Source organism: Dactylosporangium sp. CA-152071 (assembly GCF_050936335.1).
Classification (GTDB): Bacteria; Actinomycetota; Actinomycetes; order Mycobacteriales; family Micromonosporaceae; genus Dactylosporangium; species Dactylosporangium maewongense.
The window spans coordinates 3986749-4004496 of record NZ_JBNJMZ010000002.1 but is presented as its reverse complement, the minus strand read 5'-3'; the positions used below and the strand labels follow the sequence as shown (position 1 = coordinate 4004496).

Sequence of the window (17748 nt, the reverse complement as noted above, 5' to 3'; positions counted from 1 at the left end):
CGTCCGAGGGCGGTCCACAGCACGGGATGAACCGGGCCGAGCTGCGGCAGCGGACGGTCGCATCGAGTGTTGGCGATGTGGTGACGGTCAGGGGAGCCCAGTGGCGCGGTGGAGCGCCGAGCGGTCGCGCGGCAAAGCCAAGCGGAACGTGAGCGGATGGGTGCTCAAGCCTTGCAAGAACACGTTCGAAAACAGCAAAGATGTGTCTGGATATTGCGCAGCGGTGTCGGTGGAGTTACGGTCCCTCTTGCACCGCCCCGCCAACCGGTGTACAAAAACCCACCCCGCCGTTCGATCGTCACCACCAGCGCCGACCAGCCCGACACCGCCAACTCGCGGCCGGCCGGCTGATGCTTGCGCGGCACGGCCCCGTCGAAAGCGAGCAACACATGTTCCGGTCCACTCGAGGTGCCAGGCGGAAGGGGCGTCTCGTCGCCCTGACCGCGGGCACCACCCTCGCTGCCGCGGGCGTCGTCGTCGGTCTGACGATGTCGCCGGCCGCGGCGGCCGCGACCGGCGGCGTCGGTGCGACGCTGCCCTTTGTCGAGGTGCAGGCGGAGAACGCCACCACCAACGGCACCGTCATCGGCCCGAGCGCCGCCTACAACACCCTCGCCGGTGAGGCGTCCTACCGCAAAGCCGTCACGCTGCAGGGCAGTGGCAAGTACGTCGAGTTCACCACGCCGGTCGCGACGAACTCGATGGTGTTCCGCTACAGCATCCCGGACTCCAGCAACGGCTCGGTGTACACGGCGCCGATCTCGCTGTACATCAACGGGGTCCGGTCCAACAACTTCACGCTGACCAACGCGTACAGCCACTACTACAGCAGCTACCCGTTCAGCAACCAGCCGGGCAGCAACCACCACCACTACTACGACGAGGTCAACCGCCTCTTCCCGCAGGTCTACCCGCAGGGGACGAAGTTCCGCCTGCAGGTCGACGCCGACTCGACCGCCTCGTCGTACACCATCGACCTCGCGGACTTCGAGAACGTCGCCGGTCCGCTGTCGCAGCCGGCCGGCTCGGTGTCGATCACGAGCAAGGGTGCCGACCCGAACGGTGTCAACGACTCCACGTCCGCGATGAACCAGGCGATCGCGTCCGCGGGCGCGGGCGGCACGGTGTGGATCCCGCCGGGCACGTTCAAGATCCAGGGCCACATCGCGGTCAACAACATCACGATCAAGGGTGCCGGCATGTGGCACTCGAAGACGACCGGTGACCGGATCGGGTTCTACGGCAACTACGCGCCGACGCCCAGCTCCAACGTGCACCTGTCGGACTTCTCGATCTTCGGCAACGTGCAGGAGCGCAACGACGCCGACCAGGTCAACGGCATCGGCGGTTCGCTGAGCAACTCCACCGTCACCCGGGTGTGGATCGAGCACACCAAGGTCGGCGCCTGGATGGACGGGCCGTTCACCAACCTGGTGTTCGACCAGATGCGGCTGCGCAACTACAACGCCGACGCGATCAACTTCCACAACGGCGTGACGAACTCGAAGGTCACCAACAGCCACGTCCGCAACCCCGGCGACGACGGCCTGGCCATGTGGGCCGAGCAGAACGCCGACGTGAACAACTCGTTCGACCACAACACGGTCGAGCTGCCCATCCTCGCCAACGGCATCGCGATCTACGGCGGCCACGACAACTTCGTGACCGACAACAGGGTCATCGACGCCGGCCTCAGCCAGGGCGGCGGCATCCACGTCGGGCAGCGCTTCGCGTCCACCCCGATCGGCCGCACCGACGTGCTGCGCAACACCATCATCCGGTCCGGCAACCTCGACCCGAACTGGCAGTTCGGCGTCGGCGCGCTGTGGTTCGACGCCCGCGACGGCGTGATGAACGGCCTGACCAACATCGACAACATCCTGATCCAGCAGAGCCCGTACGAGGCGATCCAGTTCGTCTCGGGCTCGCAGATCAACAACGTGAAGATCAACAACGCGACGATCCAGAACACCGGCACGTTCGTGGCGCAGCTCCAGGTCGCCGGCGCGGCGACGATCACGAACAGCACCGCCACCGGCACCCAGGGCCCCGCGCCGATCTACAACTGCGGCGCCGGGTTCAACCTCACCGACGGCGGCGGCAACTCCGGCATCTTCGGCTCGACCGCCTGCACGATGCCGACGCCGACGTTCCCGCCGTACCTGCCCGACAACGGCTCCAACATCACCGTCAGCCCGAACGCGCTCGGCTTCGGCTCGGTCGCGACCGGTGGCGCCAGCGCGGCCCAGGCCGTGACCGTCACCAACAGCGGCACCGCGTCGGCCCCGGTCGGCACGATCGCAGTCAGCGGCGACTTCACCCAGACGAACACCTGCGGCACCAGCATCGCCGCCGGCTCGTCCTGCACCGTGAGCGTGACGTTCCGGCCGTCGGCGGCGGGCACCCGCACCGGCAACCTGAGCGTGACCGCCGCAGGCGTCACCAGCACCGTCCCGCTGTCCGGCACGGGTGTGGCACCCGGACCGGTCATCAACGCCGACCCGGGCTCGCTGTCCTTCGCCGGTACGGTGGTGGGCGCGTCCGCCCCGACCCAGACGGTGACCTTCACCAACTCCGGTACCACGGCGGCCACGGTCTCCGGGGTCACCACCAGCGGTGACTACAGCCAGACCAACAACTGCGGCTCCCTCGCGGTCAGCGCCTCCTGCACGGTCACCGTGAAGTTCACCCCGACCGCCTCGGGTGCCCGCACCGGCACGCTGACGGTCACCAGCAACGCCAACAACAGCCCGGCCACGGTCGGCCTGTCCGGCTCCGGCATCGGCACCAACACGAACATCGCCCTCAACCGGCCCGCCACCGCCAGCAGCCAGGTCAACGGCACGCAGGCGGCGACCACGGTCACCGACGGCAACGCCGCCACCTACTGGGAGAGCACCAACAACGCGTTCCCGCAGTGGGTCCAGGTGGACCTGGGCGCGACCACCAGCATCGGCAAGGTCACGCTGAAGCTCCCGCCGGACGCCGCGTGGGCGACCCGCCAGCAGACGCTGTCGGTCCAGGGCAGCACCGACGGCTCCAGCTTCAGCACGATCGTCGGCTCCGCCGCCCAGACGTTCAACCCGGCCAGTGGCAACACGGTCAACCTGACCTTCGGGGCGACGAACACCCGGTACGTCCGCGTCAACATCAGCGCGAACACCGGCTGGCCCGCCGGCCAGGTCGCGGAGCTCGAGGTCTACCCGAGCGGCGGCACCACGCCGACCGCGCCGGTCCTCAGCGCCAACCCGACCGGCCTGACCTTCGCGTCGCAGGCGCTGAACACCACCAGCGGCTCGCAGGCGGTCACGATCAGCAACACGGGCACCGCGGCGGCCACCGTCTCAGGCGTGACCGCCACAGGTGACTACCAGCAGACGAACAACTGCAGCTCGATCGCGGTCGGCGCGTCCTGCGTCGTCAACGTGACCTTCCGGCCCACCGCGTCCGGCACGCGGACCGGCACGCTCACGGTCACCAGCAACGCGCAGAACAGCCCGACCACGGTCTCGCTGACCGGCACCGGTGCCGGGGGCACCACCCCGACCAACCTCGCCGCGGGCAAGCCGACCAGCGAGTCCAGCCACGTCCAGGTGTACGGCTCCGGCAACGTCACCGACGGCGACCAGAACTCCTACTGGGAGAGCAACAACAACGCCTTCCCGCAGTGGGTCCAGGTCGACCTCGGCTCCGCGCAGAGCATCAGCAAGGTGGTCCTGCAGCTGCCCACCTCGTGGGGCGCCCGCAACCAGACCATCCAGGTCGTCGGCAGCACCAACGGCTCGAGCTTCTCGACGCTGAAGGACACCGCGTCCTACGCCTTCACCGGCGGGGCGGGCAACACCGTCACGATCACGTTCCCGGCGCAGACCCAGCGCTACGTCCGGCTGAACATCACCGCCAACTCCGGCTGGCCGGCGGGGCAGATCTCGACCTTCCAGGTCTGGAACATCTGATCCGCCCGTAGTTCAAAGAGGGGGTGCCGCCGGTCCGGCGGCACCCCCTGCTAATTGCGCTCGCTCAGGAAACGGTCGAGGTCGGACCGCGACGCCGGGGCGCCCTGCCAGCCGTAGTCCATGACCGCCAGGACCGTGTCGCCGCGCCGGACCAGCGCGATGAGGAACGTCTGCTCGCCGAGGCCCGTCTGGTACGTGCGGCTCAGCAGCACCGACTCGTCGCCGCCGAGCTCGCCGGTCGAGACCAGCCGGTACCGCAGCGTCAACGGCGCGGAGCCGGGGCCGGCGCGCTCGACCGACGGGCAGCGGGCCAGCATCGTCCGGACCTCGGCAAGGTACTCGCCCGCCCCGCCGGGGCGGTAGGCCGACTCCGTCACACCGGCCCGGGTGGTCGTGGGCGGCGGCGGGACGTACAACGTGAACACCTGCAGCCCGCTGCTGCGGCCGATCAGCTTCGCCTCGCTGGGGTGCCGCGTGTCGGGGCACGGCGCGGGCAGCCGCTCGGCGTAGACGCTCACCTCCGGCGGGAAGCAGCCGGCGAGGTGGATCTCGCACGGCTCCCTCGGGACCGCCGTCCGGGAGCCGGCCGGGGTCGGCGGCGGCGCCTGGCCCGCCGGCCGAAGCGCGACGGCGGTGCCGCCGAGCACCGCGAGGACGGCAAGGGTCACCGCGGCGAGTCGCCTGCGGTTGCGGCGGGTACCGGCGCGGCGAAGGTCCGCCGGGTCGGCGAGGACCACCCGGTCGGCGTCCGCACCGAGCGCCGCCAGCCGGTCGATGATCTGGTCATGCATCGCGCTCACCACTCTCCACGGTCAGGGCAAGGGCGGAGCGCCCCCGGGACAGCCACGACTTGACCGTCCCGACCGGCACCCCGGTCTCCGCCGCGATCTCGTCCACCGGCCGGTCCAGCAGGTAGTGCAGGACCAGCGCCCGCCGCTGCGCCGGCGGCAGCTCCCGCAGCATCGCGACGACGAGCAGCGTGTCCTCGCTCGGCGCCGGCGCCACCCCGGCCGGTGGCACCTTCGCCGCGAACAGCCGCCGCACCGCCAGCCGCCGCCACCGGTCCGTGGCCAGCCGGTAGATCACCGAGCGCAGCCAGGCCTCCGCCGAGTCGTACTCGCGCAGGCGGTGCCACCGCTGCCAGGCGCGCACGTACGCCTCCTGGGTCAGGTCCTGGGCGTCGCCGAGGTCACCCGTCAGGCCGAACGCGTAGCGCATCGTGCGGCGCGAGGTCCCGCGGTAGAAGTCGTCGTACGCCTGCCGGGCGTCGCTGCTCATGCCAGTGAACACGGCCGGGCCTGCGGGAAGGTTGCATCGCCTACAGTGCGGTGATGAGGCTCGTCCCGGTCGTGGAGATGGCGACGTCGCAGGCCACGTATCTCAACCTCGACCACGCGACCCTGGTCGCGCCCGTGCACCTCGACACGAAGGCCCGCATGCTCCGCCGCGACCAGGAGACCTGGGCGGTCACCTTCGTGGTCACGGTCGGCGACACGGCGACGGTCTACGCGACGCGCCGTTCGTTCGCTGCCGAACAGGACGCGCTCGCGTGGATCGCCGCCGTGACCGATGTCGTGCGCTGAGCCGTCACCGCGGCTACCGGCCGCCGACCGGCAACGCGGCTGACCGGTGCCGCCCGGCAACGCGGCTGACCGGTGCCGCCCGGCAACGCCGCTAGCCGGTGCCGGCCGGTAACCAGGTCGCCTCGGCGACGGCGCGGGTCGCGGCGTCGGTGTAGACCGCCGTCGCCAGCCACGCCTGGGCGAACGCGCTGCCGTCGTCGCCCGACAGCCGGCCGAACGCGTCCCGGGGCCGGGTGCACGCCGCCTCCGTCAACCGGTCGAGCAGCGCCGCCCCGGCGTCGAACCTGGCCCGCCGCAGCCTCGTCGCGTCGGACGGTCCCCGCCCCGCCGCGAACGTGTGCACGGTCCGCCCGCCCGACACCGTCCGCTCCACCTGCGCGGCCAACAGCCGGAGCACGGGATCACTGTTGGTGTTCGCGGCAGGTGTACGACCGGCGCCCGCCTCCGGAAGCAGCGGGTGGGACTGGGGAAGGTGACTGCTGTGGAGCCGGTCGAACGCCAGGTCCACGTGCCCGCCCTGGCCCGCGGGCAGGTTCCAGCCGGTGCCGTCGACCGGGGCGACCGCGAGCGGCAGCACCGTCCCCGGCCGCGACGGGTCGGGCCGCGCCACCACGAGCAGCTCGAGGCCGGCGGCGCGGCCGAGCAGCCGCAGGTTGTCGCGGTACCCGAGCGCCGGCGAGTCGTCCGCGACCCGCAGCGTCAACGCCGTGCCGTCGGAGGTCGCTGCGCCGCCGGAGGCCGCCGTGCCGCCCGTGGTCGTGGCGTGCACGGCGTCGCCGTCGGTGCCCTCGACGCGGACCGTCAGGAACACCAGGTCGTCGCCGGCCCGGCGGTCCGTCACCGGCTGGCCGAGCGCCGCGAACGCGCGGTGCACCTGCTCGGCGAGCGGCACCGCCCACAGCCCCGCGAGGGGCTCCTCGTGCCAGCCGCACCCGGTCGCCGTCACCGCCCGCACCGACCTGCCCGCACCCAGCTGCCTGGTCGCCGACGCCGTCGCCCCTGACACCACGAGCCCCGCCCGGGTCAGCGCCCGGTGGCTCAGCGCGGTCTCCCCGAGCGCGACGGTCGCGTTGCCCGCCTTGGCGGCCCGTTTGGCGTCGCCGGGCATCAGGTCGGCGATCATCCAGAGCCCGCCGTCGCGGTCCACGACGTACGTCACGACCCCCGCATACCCCGAGTCGGCGAGCACCGCCGTCGTGCACAGCCCGTGCAACCTGAGGCTGCCCTGCAGGTCGTACGCGCGCCGGGCCGCCCCGAGCAGCCCTCCCGACGGTGCGCCCTCCGACCGCAGGCGTTGCAGGACCCCGATCAGCTCCTGCAACGCGGCCGTCAGGTCACCGAGCCGGAAGTCGGGGTCGCCGGTCCGCGCCGCCTGGAGCATCGTGGCGACGACCCGCGCGGCGGCCGCCGGCCGGTACACCTTGCACGCCTGCCCCTCGTGCGCCGCCCGCAGCAACGCCGTCCGCGCGACCGTCCCCGACCCGGTGAGCCCGGCGGCGAGCACGTCGACGGCGGCCCGCCACAGGTGCTCGACCGCAGCCCGCTGCTGCACCGTCAACGCCTCGCCCGGCTCCTCCACCTCCGGCACGACCCCCGCCTGCGCCGCGACGGCCTGCCCCGCGACGGCCTGCCCCGCGACGGCCTGTTCTGCGTCGGCCCGCCCCGAGACCGTCTGCCCCGCGACGGGCTGTTCTGCGTCAGCCTGCCCCGCGACCGCCTGCGCCGCGACGGGCTGTGCCGCGTCGGCGTCGGGCGCCGCTTCGCCGGCCGGGGCCGGATCTCCTTCCACGTGGGCGGGAGCCAGCGCCAGCACGGCCGCCCGGTGCAGGCAGTTGGGGGCGAGCAGGCAGCTGCACGTCGCCCCTTCCGCCGACCGGACGACCCCGCCGTCGGTGACCAGGGTGACGGCGGTCGAGTCGTCGACGGCGACGACGAACGTTCCGTCCGCCTCGGTCACCGGAAGCGCCGCGAAGCGGGTCACCGCCTCGTCGACCTTCTTGCGCAGCCTGGCCGGCAGCGCGTCGACCGCCGCCACCAGCACCGCCTCCGCCACCGGCGGCAGCCCGCCGCTCGCCGTGGTCATGCGCGCACCTTCTCCCCGACCCAGCGGGCCAGCTCCAGGGGGCTCAACGCGGCGACCGGCATGCCGCACGCGACCAGCTGCGACGCCACCGACACCGAGTACCGGGGCCGGCCCGCGTCGTCGAGGCTCGCGCAACCCAGCACGGTCGCCCCCGACTCGACCAGCGAACGCGTCTCCGCGAGCAGCCCGCCGAGCGGGTACCCCTCCTCGAAGTCGCTGACGACCACGACCAGCGTGCGCGACGGCACGGTCACCAGGGACCGCGCGTGCCGCAGCCCGGCCGCGATGTGGGTGCCGCCGCCGACCTTGACCTCGAGCAGCAGCCCCAACGGGTCGGTGACCCGGTCCGTGAGGTCGACGACCTCGGTCGAGAACGCCACGAAGTGCGTCGTCAACGCCGGAACCCCGGCGAGGATCGCCCCGGTCAGCGCCGACCAGATGACCGACGCCTCCATCGACCCGGACACGTCGACCACGAGGACGAGCCGCCAGTCGACGCCGCGGCGCGCCTTGGTGCGGAACACCGGCCGCTCCGGGATGACCTGCACCCGGCCGTCCTCGTCGCGACGGGTCGTGGCCAGGTTGGCCCGCAGGGTCCGTGGCAGGTCGAGCGGCCCGCCCGGCCGGCGGGTCGGCCGCGGCGTCGTGATCCCCGCCAGCGCCGGCCGCAGCCGCGTCGCCAGCTGGCGCGTGAGCTCCTCGACGATCCGCGCGACCAGCGGCCGCAGCCGCGCCACCGACGACTCGGGCATCGCGCCGACCAGCGACAGCACGGTCTGCAGCAGCTCGACCGACGGCGTCACCGCGTCGGGGTCGAGCAGCAGCGCCGCCTCCCGCCGCCCGGACTCCGCGGCACGGGCGAGGACCTCCTCACGGATGCCCGGCCCGAACAACGCCGTCAGCTCCTCCGCCCACTCCCGCACACCGGGGAACGGCGCCTCCCGCCCCGCCCGCCCAGCGGCATCGGCCCGCGCCCCTTCGCCGGTACCGGCACCGTAGAGCTCGTCGAGCGCGGTGGCGTACCGCGCGGCCCCGGGCCCGAGCGCCTCCGACCGCCGCCCGAGCAGCAACCGCCACCGGTCCACTGTGGACAGCGTGCGCCCGCTGTGCTCCGCGGCCTGCCCCGTCTCGACGCTGCCCGGGTCCGTGGGCTCCGTGCCCTGCCCCGTCTCGGCGCCGCCGGCCGTCTCAAGCTGCCCCGTTTCGAGGCTGCCCGTCTCCTCGGGCCGCCCCGTGTCGGACTTCGGGGGCTCCGTGTCCTGCGCCGGTTCGGTGCTGCCGGACTTCGCGGGCTCCGAGGCCGGCGCCGCGGTGGGGACCGTCAGCCCGTACGCGGCGAGCGCTGCCGCTCCGGCCCGGTCGGCGAGCAGCCGTACCAGCAGATCCTCGGCGGACGCGTCGCCGATGTCGCGGGCCGACCCCGCGTCGCCGAGGCGCCGCTCGACGACGGCCAGGAGCCGGTCCCGCCCCGCGGGGCTGACCGCCTGGAAGCCGCCGCGCAACGCCGGCAGCCGGGACAGGAAGTCGTCGTCGGGCAGGGTCTCCACCCGGTCGAGCAGCCCGCCGAGGATCTCCTCACCCGCTTGCAGCAGCGGCTCGGCCGCGGTGAGCAGCCCGCGGAGATGCCCGAGCAGCTTGCGGCGGCCTTCGTCGGCACGAGCGGCGTCGACCCACGAGGCCAGCCGGACCCCCAGCGCCGGCGGCTCCTCGAGGCCGAGCATCACCTGTACCGCACCCGCCGCCGCCGACATGACCGGGCTGCCGTCAGCGACGAGCCGCTCGACCGCGCCGGCGAGCCGCAGCCCGACCCCGGCCGCGTCGGCCCGCTGGGCCAGCGCCACGAGTGCCCGCACGTCGTCGACGGACTCCGAGCCGGTGAGGCCGTCGACCTGGCGTACCGCGGCGGACTCCAGCGACTCGATCACCTGCCCGAGCCCGTCGAGCACGCCGGCGGGCAGGCCCGGGACGTGCCCCCGGTCGAGCCGGTCGACGAGCGCGAGCGCCGCCATCAGCTCGTCCAGGCTCGCCGCGGCCGGGACCTCCGCCGCGACCTCCGCCACCCGCTCCCGCGCGAGCGCGACCAGCCCGCACCCGGCCGCGACCGCCAGCCCGTCGATCAGCTGCGCCGACGTGGGCCCGTTGTCGTCCTGCTCGGTGCGGCGCCGGTGCCGCAGCGTGCCCTCGGCCGCCTGCGTGAGGGTGACGCCCCGCATGCCGGCGAGCTCCAGCATCGCCTCGGTCCCGGGCACCCACTGCACCGTCCACCGGGTCGTCAGCGCGTCGGCGCCGCCGGCCCCTTCGACGGCGACCCGTTCCCCGTACGGCACCCGGCACACCTCGAGCTGCCGCAGCGTCACCTCCCGCCGCCGGTCGAGGTCGGACCGCAGCGAGTCGAGCCGCATGTCCCGCGCCTTCTCACCCGCGACCGGCAGCCGGAGCTCCTTGACGAGCGCCTCCACCGCCGGCCGCAGCCCCGACCTCGGCGTCCCGGGCGCGAGCACACCCCGCTCGTCGCCGACGAGCACCTGCTCCATCGCCGTCGCGACGACCCGTCCCCGCCCGAGCACCTCCCCGTGCGCGATGACGCTCTGCAGCGCCTCGACGATCTCGCCCCGGCCCGGCGCCGGCAGCGCCCGCAGCCGCGCGAGGTCCGTCGCGAGCCGGAACGCCTCCCGCGCCTCCGCCGGCCCGCTCGGGTGCCCCGCCGCCCGTACCCTGGCGCAGACCTCGACGATCGCACTCAACGCCGCGTGCTCCACCGCCTCGGGCCGCCCGCCCGCCGCGACGACCGCCTGCTGCCACCGAGGGTCCCGGATCCCGGCCGGATAGCCGGATCTGGCGTCCAGCAACGAGAACGCGTACGGCACCAGCGACGTGACGACCTCACGGCCCTTGCCCACCCGCCGCGCGCGAGGAACCGCATCGACGCCGGGCGCCTCCACGGAAGCGCTCCGTGGAGTGGCGTCGGGGACGGCCCGAGGCGTGTCCGAGCCGTCGATGTGGGCGGTCCGGGACGGGACCGAGCCGTCGAGGGTCCGGCTGTGGCCCGGGTCGTCGACGGACTTGTCGACGTCGAGCAGCGCCCATGCGTGGAACGACCCGACCACCGCGGCGACCCGACGTCCTTCGAGCGCCACGAGGTGCCGGCGCATCCACGCTTCCCGCCGCAGGTCGAGCGGCGTCACGTCGCTGCCGGTGTCGTGCCGCATCGCCCACCCGACGAGCAGTGCGGCACGCCGCACCGCCTCGGGCGCCGCGCCGGGGGACCGGGCCTCGACGACCCGGTCCCACATGTCCTCGTCAGGCCGCCCCGTCGCGGCCCGCCGAAGGGCATCCCCGAGGAACCGCATCCCTTCGGGCGCGACAGCGGCGACCACCGGCCGTCCACCCGCAGCAGCCCTGCTCGGAGCCACCCCATCGATGGTCGCCCCGTCCGCAGTCGCTCCGTCCGGAGCAGCCCCGTCGAGGGTCGCCCCGCCTGGAGCCGTCCCGTTTGGAGCTGTCGCAGGTGGAGCGGACTCGGGCGGAGGTGGGCCGTCCGAGGCGGGAGCGTCCAGACCGGGGACCTCGGGGGCAGGGTCGTTGCCCGGGAGGTCCTCGTGCCAGGCGCGGTCGGCGAGGGGCAGGTCGCAGGGGATGACCTCGACGCCGTTGCGGGCCGCCCAGCGCACCGCGACCAGCTCCGGCGAGAAGTCCGCGAACGGGTAGAACGCCGCCGACCCGCTCGGCCCCGCGACCCCGGCCAGGGCGACCGGCGCCGTGGTGGCCGGGTCGGCCAGCCACGGCAGCCAGTCCGCGAACTCCGCCGGCAGCTCCAGCAGCAGCACCTCCGGCCGGGCCACGTCCAGGAGGTCGTCCATCACGGCGGACAGCGCCGGCGAGTGGTGCCGCACCCCGATGAGGTACGGCGCCGTCGACTCGGCGAGCGCCCGCAACGCCCCGTCCGGCGCCCCGTCCGAAAGCCCGTGCTCCGGAAGCCCGGCCGCGACGCCCTCGCCCGGAAGCCCGCCGCCGTCCGGAAGCGCGCCGCTGCCCGGGAGGCCGTCGTCGGGAAGACGGTCAGGACTGGAGGACATCGCGGAGCTCCCAGAGCTGGGTCCACAGCCGGGACCCCTCCTCGGCGCGGCGGCGGACGGCGCCGTCCCAGTACCCGAGGAGCTTCGCGCCGTCGGCCGGGTCGTCCTTGCACACGACGCCCTGCAGGTGGGCGGGGAGCAGGGACAGGACGTCGCGGTCGCCCGGGAAGTAGGCGGCGGCGAGGCCCAGGGACGTGGCGACGGCGACCGCCTCGGCGGTGCTCATGACGGTGGAGGGGCGCTCGACCTCCCAGCCCTCCACCGACCGCCCGGCCCGCAGGTCGCGGAACGCGGTGACCAGCGCCTCGAGGACCGCCTCGTCGACGGCGAACGGCGTGCGCACCCGGTCGAGGGCGGCCCTCGCCTGGCGGCCGACGAGCGCGGTCTCCGCGGCCAGGTCGGGGATCGGGCCGACCGTCTCGAAGTTGAAGCGGCGCTTGAGCGCGGCGGACATCTCCGACACGCCGCGGTCGCGGAGGTTCGCGGTCGCGATGAGGGTGAAGCCCGGCGCGGCGTGGATGGTGGCCCCGGCGGTGCCGGACAGCTCGGGCACCGCGATCCGCCGGTCCGACAGGATCGACACCATCGCGTCCTGGACCTCGGGCAGGCAGCGGGTGATCTCCTCGACGCGGGCGACGGCGCCGGCCCGCATCGCGGTGAGGATCGGTGACGGCACGAGCGCCTCGGGGGTGGGGCCGCCGGCGAGTAGGAGCGCGTAGTTCCACCCGTAGCGGAGCTGGTCCTCGGTGGTGCCCGCGGTGCCCTGCACGACCAGCTCGCTGGTGCCGCAGACCGCCGCGGACAGCAGCTCCGACAGCATCGACTTGGCAGTGCCGGGCTCGCCGACGAGCAGCAGCCCGCGCTCGCCGGCGAGGGTGACGACGCAGCGCTCGACGAGCGCCCGGTCACCGACGAACTTCCGGGCGATCGCCAGCTTCGCGGGCAGCCCGTCGCCGCGGGCGCCCTTGGGCAGCGTGAGCTCCTTGCCGTCGCTGCCGACGATGAACGTGACCACGGCCCGCGGCGTCAGCCGCCAGCCGGGCGGCCGGGCGCCGTCGTCGTGTGCCGCCAGGAACGCCAGCTCGCCCGCGTGCGCGTGCTCGGCCGGGTCGACCTGCCGGGCGGGACCTGCACCGAGCCCCGTGGGGGCCCCGGTCTCCAACGTGGTGCTCATCGACGCCCTCTCGTGGTGAGTTCTTCGAAGCGGGGGTGGTCGCCGCCGGTGACCCTGGACCAGGCGACGGTGAACAGGTCCGGCGCCGGGGCGACGGGGATGATCGCGCCCAGGCCGGTGACGTCGTCGCCGTCGCGGATGAACAGCGGCAGCTTCCACAGCTCGAACGGCAGGTGCGGGCTGGACAGCGCGACCCAGCCGCCCGGCAGGAACAGCGACCGCCCGGCCCGCGCCCGCTTGGCCTCCACGACCAGGTCGGTCGCGGCGAGCTCGGCGCGGGCCCTCTTCAGGCGGGCCGGCTTCCAGCCCGTCCAGGCCGCGACGTTGCGGTCGGTCGGGTCGGGCAGGGCGAGCAGCTGCAGGTAGAGCGTGGCCGCGTCGGCGCCGAGCCCGTGCTTCGCGGCGACCTCGGCGACCAGGTCGGGCGCGGAGCGGGACGGGTCGTGGTCCGCCTCGGCGCCTTCGGTGACGGTCGACACCGCCGCCGTGGCCCACGCGTCGAGCTGCCCCTTGAGGATCGCGCGCATCGCGACGATGAAACGCGGCGAGCTGCCGAGCTCGGCGAGCAGCGCCGCCAGCCGCGGGTCGTCGGGGCCGGCGAGCCGCGCCGGCCGCAGCAGGATCCGCGGCCAGTGCCGGTCCTGGACGATCGTGTAGAGGCCGGCGTCGCGGACCGTGCCGTCGGTGGTGACCGGCAGCCCGATCTTGGCGATGAACTCGGTCAGGTCGTCCTCGTAGACGGTGCCGAGCGGCACCTCCAGGGCCGGGTCGGCGAGGCGTTGCTTGACGAGGTCGAGCACCCGGGGCAGGTTGACGCGCAGGGCGTGCCCGGCGGGGAGCCGCCGCACCAGCCACGGGATGCTGCGGGTGACGGCCTTGAGCAGGTCGTCGAGGCTGACCTCGTCGGCGGCGCCCTGCAGCCAGCGGCACGTCTCGGGGTTGGCGAGCCCGTGCACGAACGCCGACGCGCGGACGCCGGAGGTGATCCGGGCCTTGCGCACCTCGACGATGAGCGCGTCGTCGAGCGGGGTCCGGGTGCCGTGCCGCGCCACGTGCCACGCGCCGATCGACTCGACCGACGGCCCCTCGGCCCACAGCAGGGACGGGTCCGAGGGCAGCATCGCCATGGCGAGCGTGCGGCGCTCGGCGCGGGAGAGGGCGTCGCGGTCGCTGACGGCACCCTCCATCGCGTCGTCGGTCAGGGCCGGGTCGATCTCCCACTCGGCCGGCTGGTCCTCCTGCCAGTACTTGGCCGAGATCGGGTCGGCGAGCAGGACCGCCGCGTCGGCGAGGGTGATGCCGGCCGCCGCGGACACCGCCGGGACGAGCTCGGGACGCCACGGCAGCCGGCCGCGCTCCCGGGCCGTCGCGACGAACGCGGTGAGCCGCTCGGTGTCCCACCCGCCCGGGTCGAGCACGTGCTCGGCGGTGATGGCGTGGCCGGCGACCGCGCCGAACCGTCCGCCGGGGGAGTACTCGACCGCCTGGACCTCACCGTCGGAGGTGTCGGTGCGCAGCACGACCAGCCGCCGGTCGCCGGAGTCGATGACGTCGCCGACCTTCGGTATCGCGGCGTGGTCGTCGGCCTTCAGCCAGAGCCGCCGCAGCCGCCCGCCGGGTGCGAGCAGCCCCGACTCGGCGATCACGTCGAACAGGCCGAGCAGGTGGGTGTGGCGCTCGGCGGAGATCAGCGGCGCCACGGCGCGGTACAGGACGGCGGGCAGCGCCCCGACGACGTAGAACCAGTCGAGGTCGGCCTGCTGCGCGATCGGTGCGATCGGCCGCTGCGGCTCCCGGCCGACGAGCACGGCGCCGACGTTGCTGTACAGGTTGGCCGCGACGTGGCTGTAGTCGTAGCAGCTGGGGATCAGGCCATACAGCGCCGCGTTGAGCGTGCGGTCGTCGGGCAGGTGGGCATCGGGGTCCTCCTGCACCGGCTGGCCGGCGATCGCCGCGGTCGCGGTCGTCAGCTCGACGAGCCGTGCCGTGGAGCGGGCCGCCTGCTTGACGATCCCGGCGATGCCGGCGACGAGCTGCGCCGCGGCCACCTCTGGGAAGGCCTCGCCGGCGAGCTTGCGCGCCGCGTCGGCGTCGACCTTCGCGTCGGGGCCGACGAGGTCGACGACGGCGGCGAGGAGCCGCGCCGCCTGCTCGTCGGTGACGGCCCGCAGCGCCGCCGAGCCGGCCTCGTCGCGGACCCGCAGGTAGTGCCAGTAGGTCGGCGGGGGCATCAGGCGGGTGCCCTCCCGGAACGGGTCCTGCTTCAGGTTGGTCTTCAGGGTGGCGATCTCCGCGCCGTCCTGGTCGCAGAGCACGATCCTGTTGTCCCGCCACGACTCCTGGTACACCATGCCGTAGACGGTGTCGGAGCCCGGGAACCGGATCGCGCCGACCTGCCGGCCGTGCCGCCGGTTGCCCCGCTCGAACTTCTCGGGCAGCGTGAACGTGCGGCCGTCGACGCCCGTGCCGACCTCCGTGCCGGTCCCGGTGGTGCGCACGCGCCAGCCGACGAGGCCGTCGCGCTGCCCGAGCGGGCTGGACGCGGCCTGCGGCGGCGCCGGCATCAGCCGGGACCGGCCGTGCTGGAGGGACTGGCCGTCGACGGCGTCGGCCTCGAAGAACGCCGGCAGCGACTGCCGGCCGACGGCGCCGGTGGCCGGGTCGAACTCGTGCCAGCGCCAGCTCTCGTCGGCGACCTGGGCGAGCGTCCAGTAGTGCTGGCCGTCGCCGCAGATCCCCGACCGCTCCTGCGCGGACCGGTCGCCGACGCGCAACGGCCGGCCACCGGCGGTGCGGCCGCCGCCGGGCAGGGCGAGCGACAGGTACGTGTTGGCGTTGAACGCCTCGTCGGGCGTGGTGAACACGTCGTCGGCGGTGCCGCTCCAGTAGCCGGCGCGCTCCTCGCCCTTGTCCCAGCTGACCAGCAGCTGGCCGTCGACGAAGCGCAGGACCGTGCTCCAGTCGTAGTGCCGCTGGTCGGCGGGGATGCGCAGCGTGTGCTCCAGCTCGACGCCGTCGGGGCCGACGACGGCGATCTGGTCGCCGGCGCGGACCACCAGCTGCGGCCACTGGCGCAGCAGGCGCACCTTCGCGTCATACGTGTCGTCGTCGGACTCGATCGCGCTGTCGCCGATCAGCGACTCGACGGCGGCCTCCAGAGCGGGCCAGCCGAACTCGTCGAAGACCCCGGCGCGCAGCGTGGCGGCGAGGACGGGGCCGAGGTCGTGCTCGGTGATGCGGCGCACCGCCTCCGGGTTGACCGCGAGACCTTCCGGGCAGGCGACCAGCGAGAGCCGCTTGAGCTGGTCGTCGATGCCGGGCAGGCCCTGCTCGACGACGCTGTCGGCGAGCCCGTCCATCCACCAGTGCAGTGCGGTGCGCAGCCCCGGCACGGCCACGACCGCCGCGACCTCCTCGGGCTGCGTGGTGCTGCTGCGCCAGCTCGGGCGCAGGTGGTCCTCGATGCTGGCCGCGACCTTCGGCAGCAGGTCGGGGTGCGCGACGACGTGGGTGAGGTCGCGGCGGCCCGCGGCGTCGTCCTTGAGCCACTGCTCCACGGCACAGCGGGCGTTGGCGGTGACCTCGCCGAGCGGCACCCCGAGCTCGAGGCACAGGTCGGCGACGTCGAGGTCGACATAGTGCGAGGAGAGCAGGTCGACCGGGGCGCCGTCGGCCTTGAGCCGCTCCGCCATCCGGGTCACGAGCGCGGCCTGCGCCGCCAGCCGCTTGCGGCGCCAGCCGGAGCGGTGCCGGTCGAGCCGGGTCAGCCAGCCGGCCGGACCGTCGGCGGGCTCGGCCTCGGCCGGCACGCTGCCGGCGGGGCCGGTGAGCGCCTCGGTCGCGCCGGACTCGTCAAGGATCTCCAGCCAGGTCTCGTCGGGGCAGTTGCCGGGGAACATCGTCAGCAGCTGGCCGCGGACCGCCGGATCCTGCCGGGCGACGGAGACGAGCGTCGCACGGTACGCCGTCCAGAAGCCGCCGGGCGCGCGGACGATCGACGTGGCGGTGAGCAGGATCCGCAGCAGCGCCTCCTCCTCGTCCTGGCCGAGCTTCGCCGCCTTCGCGAGGCGCCGCAGGTCGGTGTGCATCGACGCATAGGGCGGCATCCCGCCGAGGGTCCGCTCCACGCACAGGCGGCGGAAGCGCTCATACGCCGTCGCCGCGTCGGCGCGCGCCGCGAGGTCGCGGGCATAGGCCGACAGGGCCTTCGCGGTCAGCGCGCCGGCGAGCGCGAACTCCAGGAAGACCGTGTGCTGCCGGTCCTCGTCGATCTTCAGGGCGAACGCCCGCTCGGCGTCGCGGGCCTTGCCGAACATCGACGCCGCATAGGTGGGGCTGTCGGCGGCGAGGAACGCCCGCGCGGCCTCCTCGTAGAACGTCGGCAGGAAGTGCGGCACCGAGCGGGCGAGACGGTCGCCGAGCTCGACGAAGCCGTCGCGGGCCGGGCCGATCCGCGACTTCGCGATCCGCACGAGCCGCTCGATGTCCTTCACGAGGGCCAGGGCGTGGTGCCCGTTGGCAGGGTCGTTGACGAGCGCCCACGCGGGGAACCCGAGCGCCTGCTGGCGCACGACGCCGACCTCGGCGACGGACTCGGGCGCGGCGAACCCGAGGAACTCCATGGTCAGGTCCTCGGCCGCGCCGAGCGTGCCCGGGACCAGCCGCACCACGGTCCGGTCGCCGAGCACGGGGTGCCGGTAGGCGCGGGTGGTCAGTGTGTCGATCGTGTCCTGCGCCGCGCCCGCCGCGGAGGGCAGCACCGCGCCGGCATCCAGCAGAGCCTCGTCGGTCATGCCGTCACCTCCGCTTCGCTCCGGCGCCGGCCTGACCCAACACTGCGTCCATGATTCGCGGCTCCTCCGCTGCGCTCCGGCCC

General features: G+C 74.2%; 8 protein-coding genes. 2 read left to right on the top strand and 6 right to left on the bottom strand.

Annotation, left to right across the window (positions count from 1 at the left end; genetic code table 11):
* Positions 1 to 389 precede the first annotated feature (389 nt).
* Positions 390 to 3956 (top strand): choice-of-anchor D domain-containing protein, encoded by a 3567-nt coding sequence (locus tag ACQEVZ_RS57895; protein ID WP_433385108.1) that lies wholly within the window; start codon positions 390 to 392, stop codon positions 3954 to 3956.
* Between the two features lie 50 nt (positions 3957 to 4006).
* On the opposite strand, the gene ACQEVZ_RS57890 is transcribed toward ACQEVZ_RS57895, so the two are convergent.
* Both ACQEVZ_RS57890 and ACQEVZ_RS57885 read right to left on the bottom strand, forming a co-directional pair.
* Positions 4007 to 4747 (bottom strand): hypothetical protein, encoded by a 741-nt coding sequence (locus ACQEVZ_RS57890; protein WP_433385105.1) that lies wholly within the window; start codon positions 4745 to 4747, stop codon positions 4007 to 4009.
* On the bottom strand, positions 4740 to 5234 hold the full coding sequence (locus ACQEVZ_RS57885) for a SigE family RNA polymerase sigma factor (RefSeq protein ID WP_344504606.1): 495 nt from the start codon (positions 5232 to 5234) through the stop codon (positions 4740 to 4742). The genes ACQEVZ_RS57890 and ACQEVZ_RS57885 overlap by 8 nt, the downstream gene beginning before the upstream one ends.
* Before the next feature lie 53 nt (positions 5235 to 5287).
* Here ACQEVZ_RS57885 and ACQEVZ_RS57880 point away from each other — a divergent pair, with 53 nt between their 5' ends.
* Complete coding sequence (locus ACQEVZ_RS57880; RefSeq protein WP_344504607.1) at positions 5288 to 5539, top strand: hypothetical protein; 252 nt, start codon at positions 5288 to 5290, stop codon at positions 5537 to 5539.
* Positions 5540 to 5630: 91 nt separating this feature from the next.
* Here the strand turns inward: ACQEVZ_RS57880 and ACQEVZ_RS57875 are convergent, their stop codons facing one another.
* The 4 genes from ACQEVZ_RS57875 to ACQEVZ_RS57860 are packed head-to-tail and all read right to left on the bottom strand — an operon-like array spanning position 5631 to position 17665.
* Positions 5631 to 7622, bottom strand: coding sequence for a hypothetical protein (locus tag ACQEVZ_RS57875; RefSeq protein ID WP_433385101.1), 1992 nt, complete (start codon positions 7620 to 7622; stop codon positions 5631 to 5633).
* Complete coding sequence (locus tag ACQEVZ_RS57870) at positions 7619 to 11698, bottom strand: vWA domain-containing protein (RefSeq protein ID WP_433385098.1); 4080 nt, start codon at positions 11696 to 11698, stop codon at positions 7619 to 7621. Before ACQEVZ_RS57870 ends, ACQEVZ_RS57875 begins: the two co-directional genes overlap by 4 nt.
* A complete protein-coding gene (locus ACQEVZ_RS57865) occupies positions 11682 to 12872 on the bottom strand; it encodes an ATP-binding protein (RefSeq protein WP_433385095.1) in 1191 nt (396 codons plus the stop codon). Before ACQEVZ_RS57865 ends, ACQEVZ_RS57870 begins: the two co-directional genes overlap by 17 nt.
* Entirely contained in the window at positions 12869 to 17665 is a 4797-nt protein-coding gene (locus tag ACQEVZ_RS57860) for a hypothetical protein (RefSeq protein WP_433385092.1), read from the bottom strand. Before ACQEVZ_RS57860 ends, ACQEVZ_RS57865 begins: the two co-directional genes overlap by 4 nt.
* Positions 17666 to 17748: the final 83 nt, after the last annotated feature.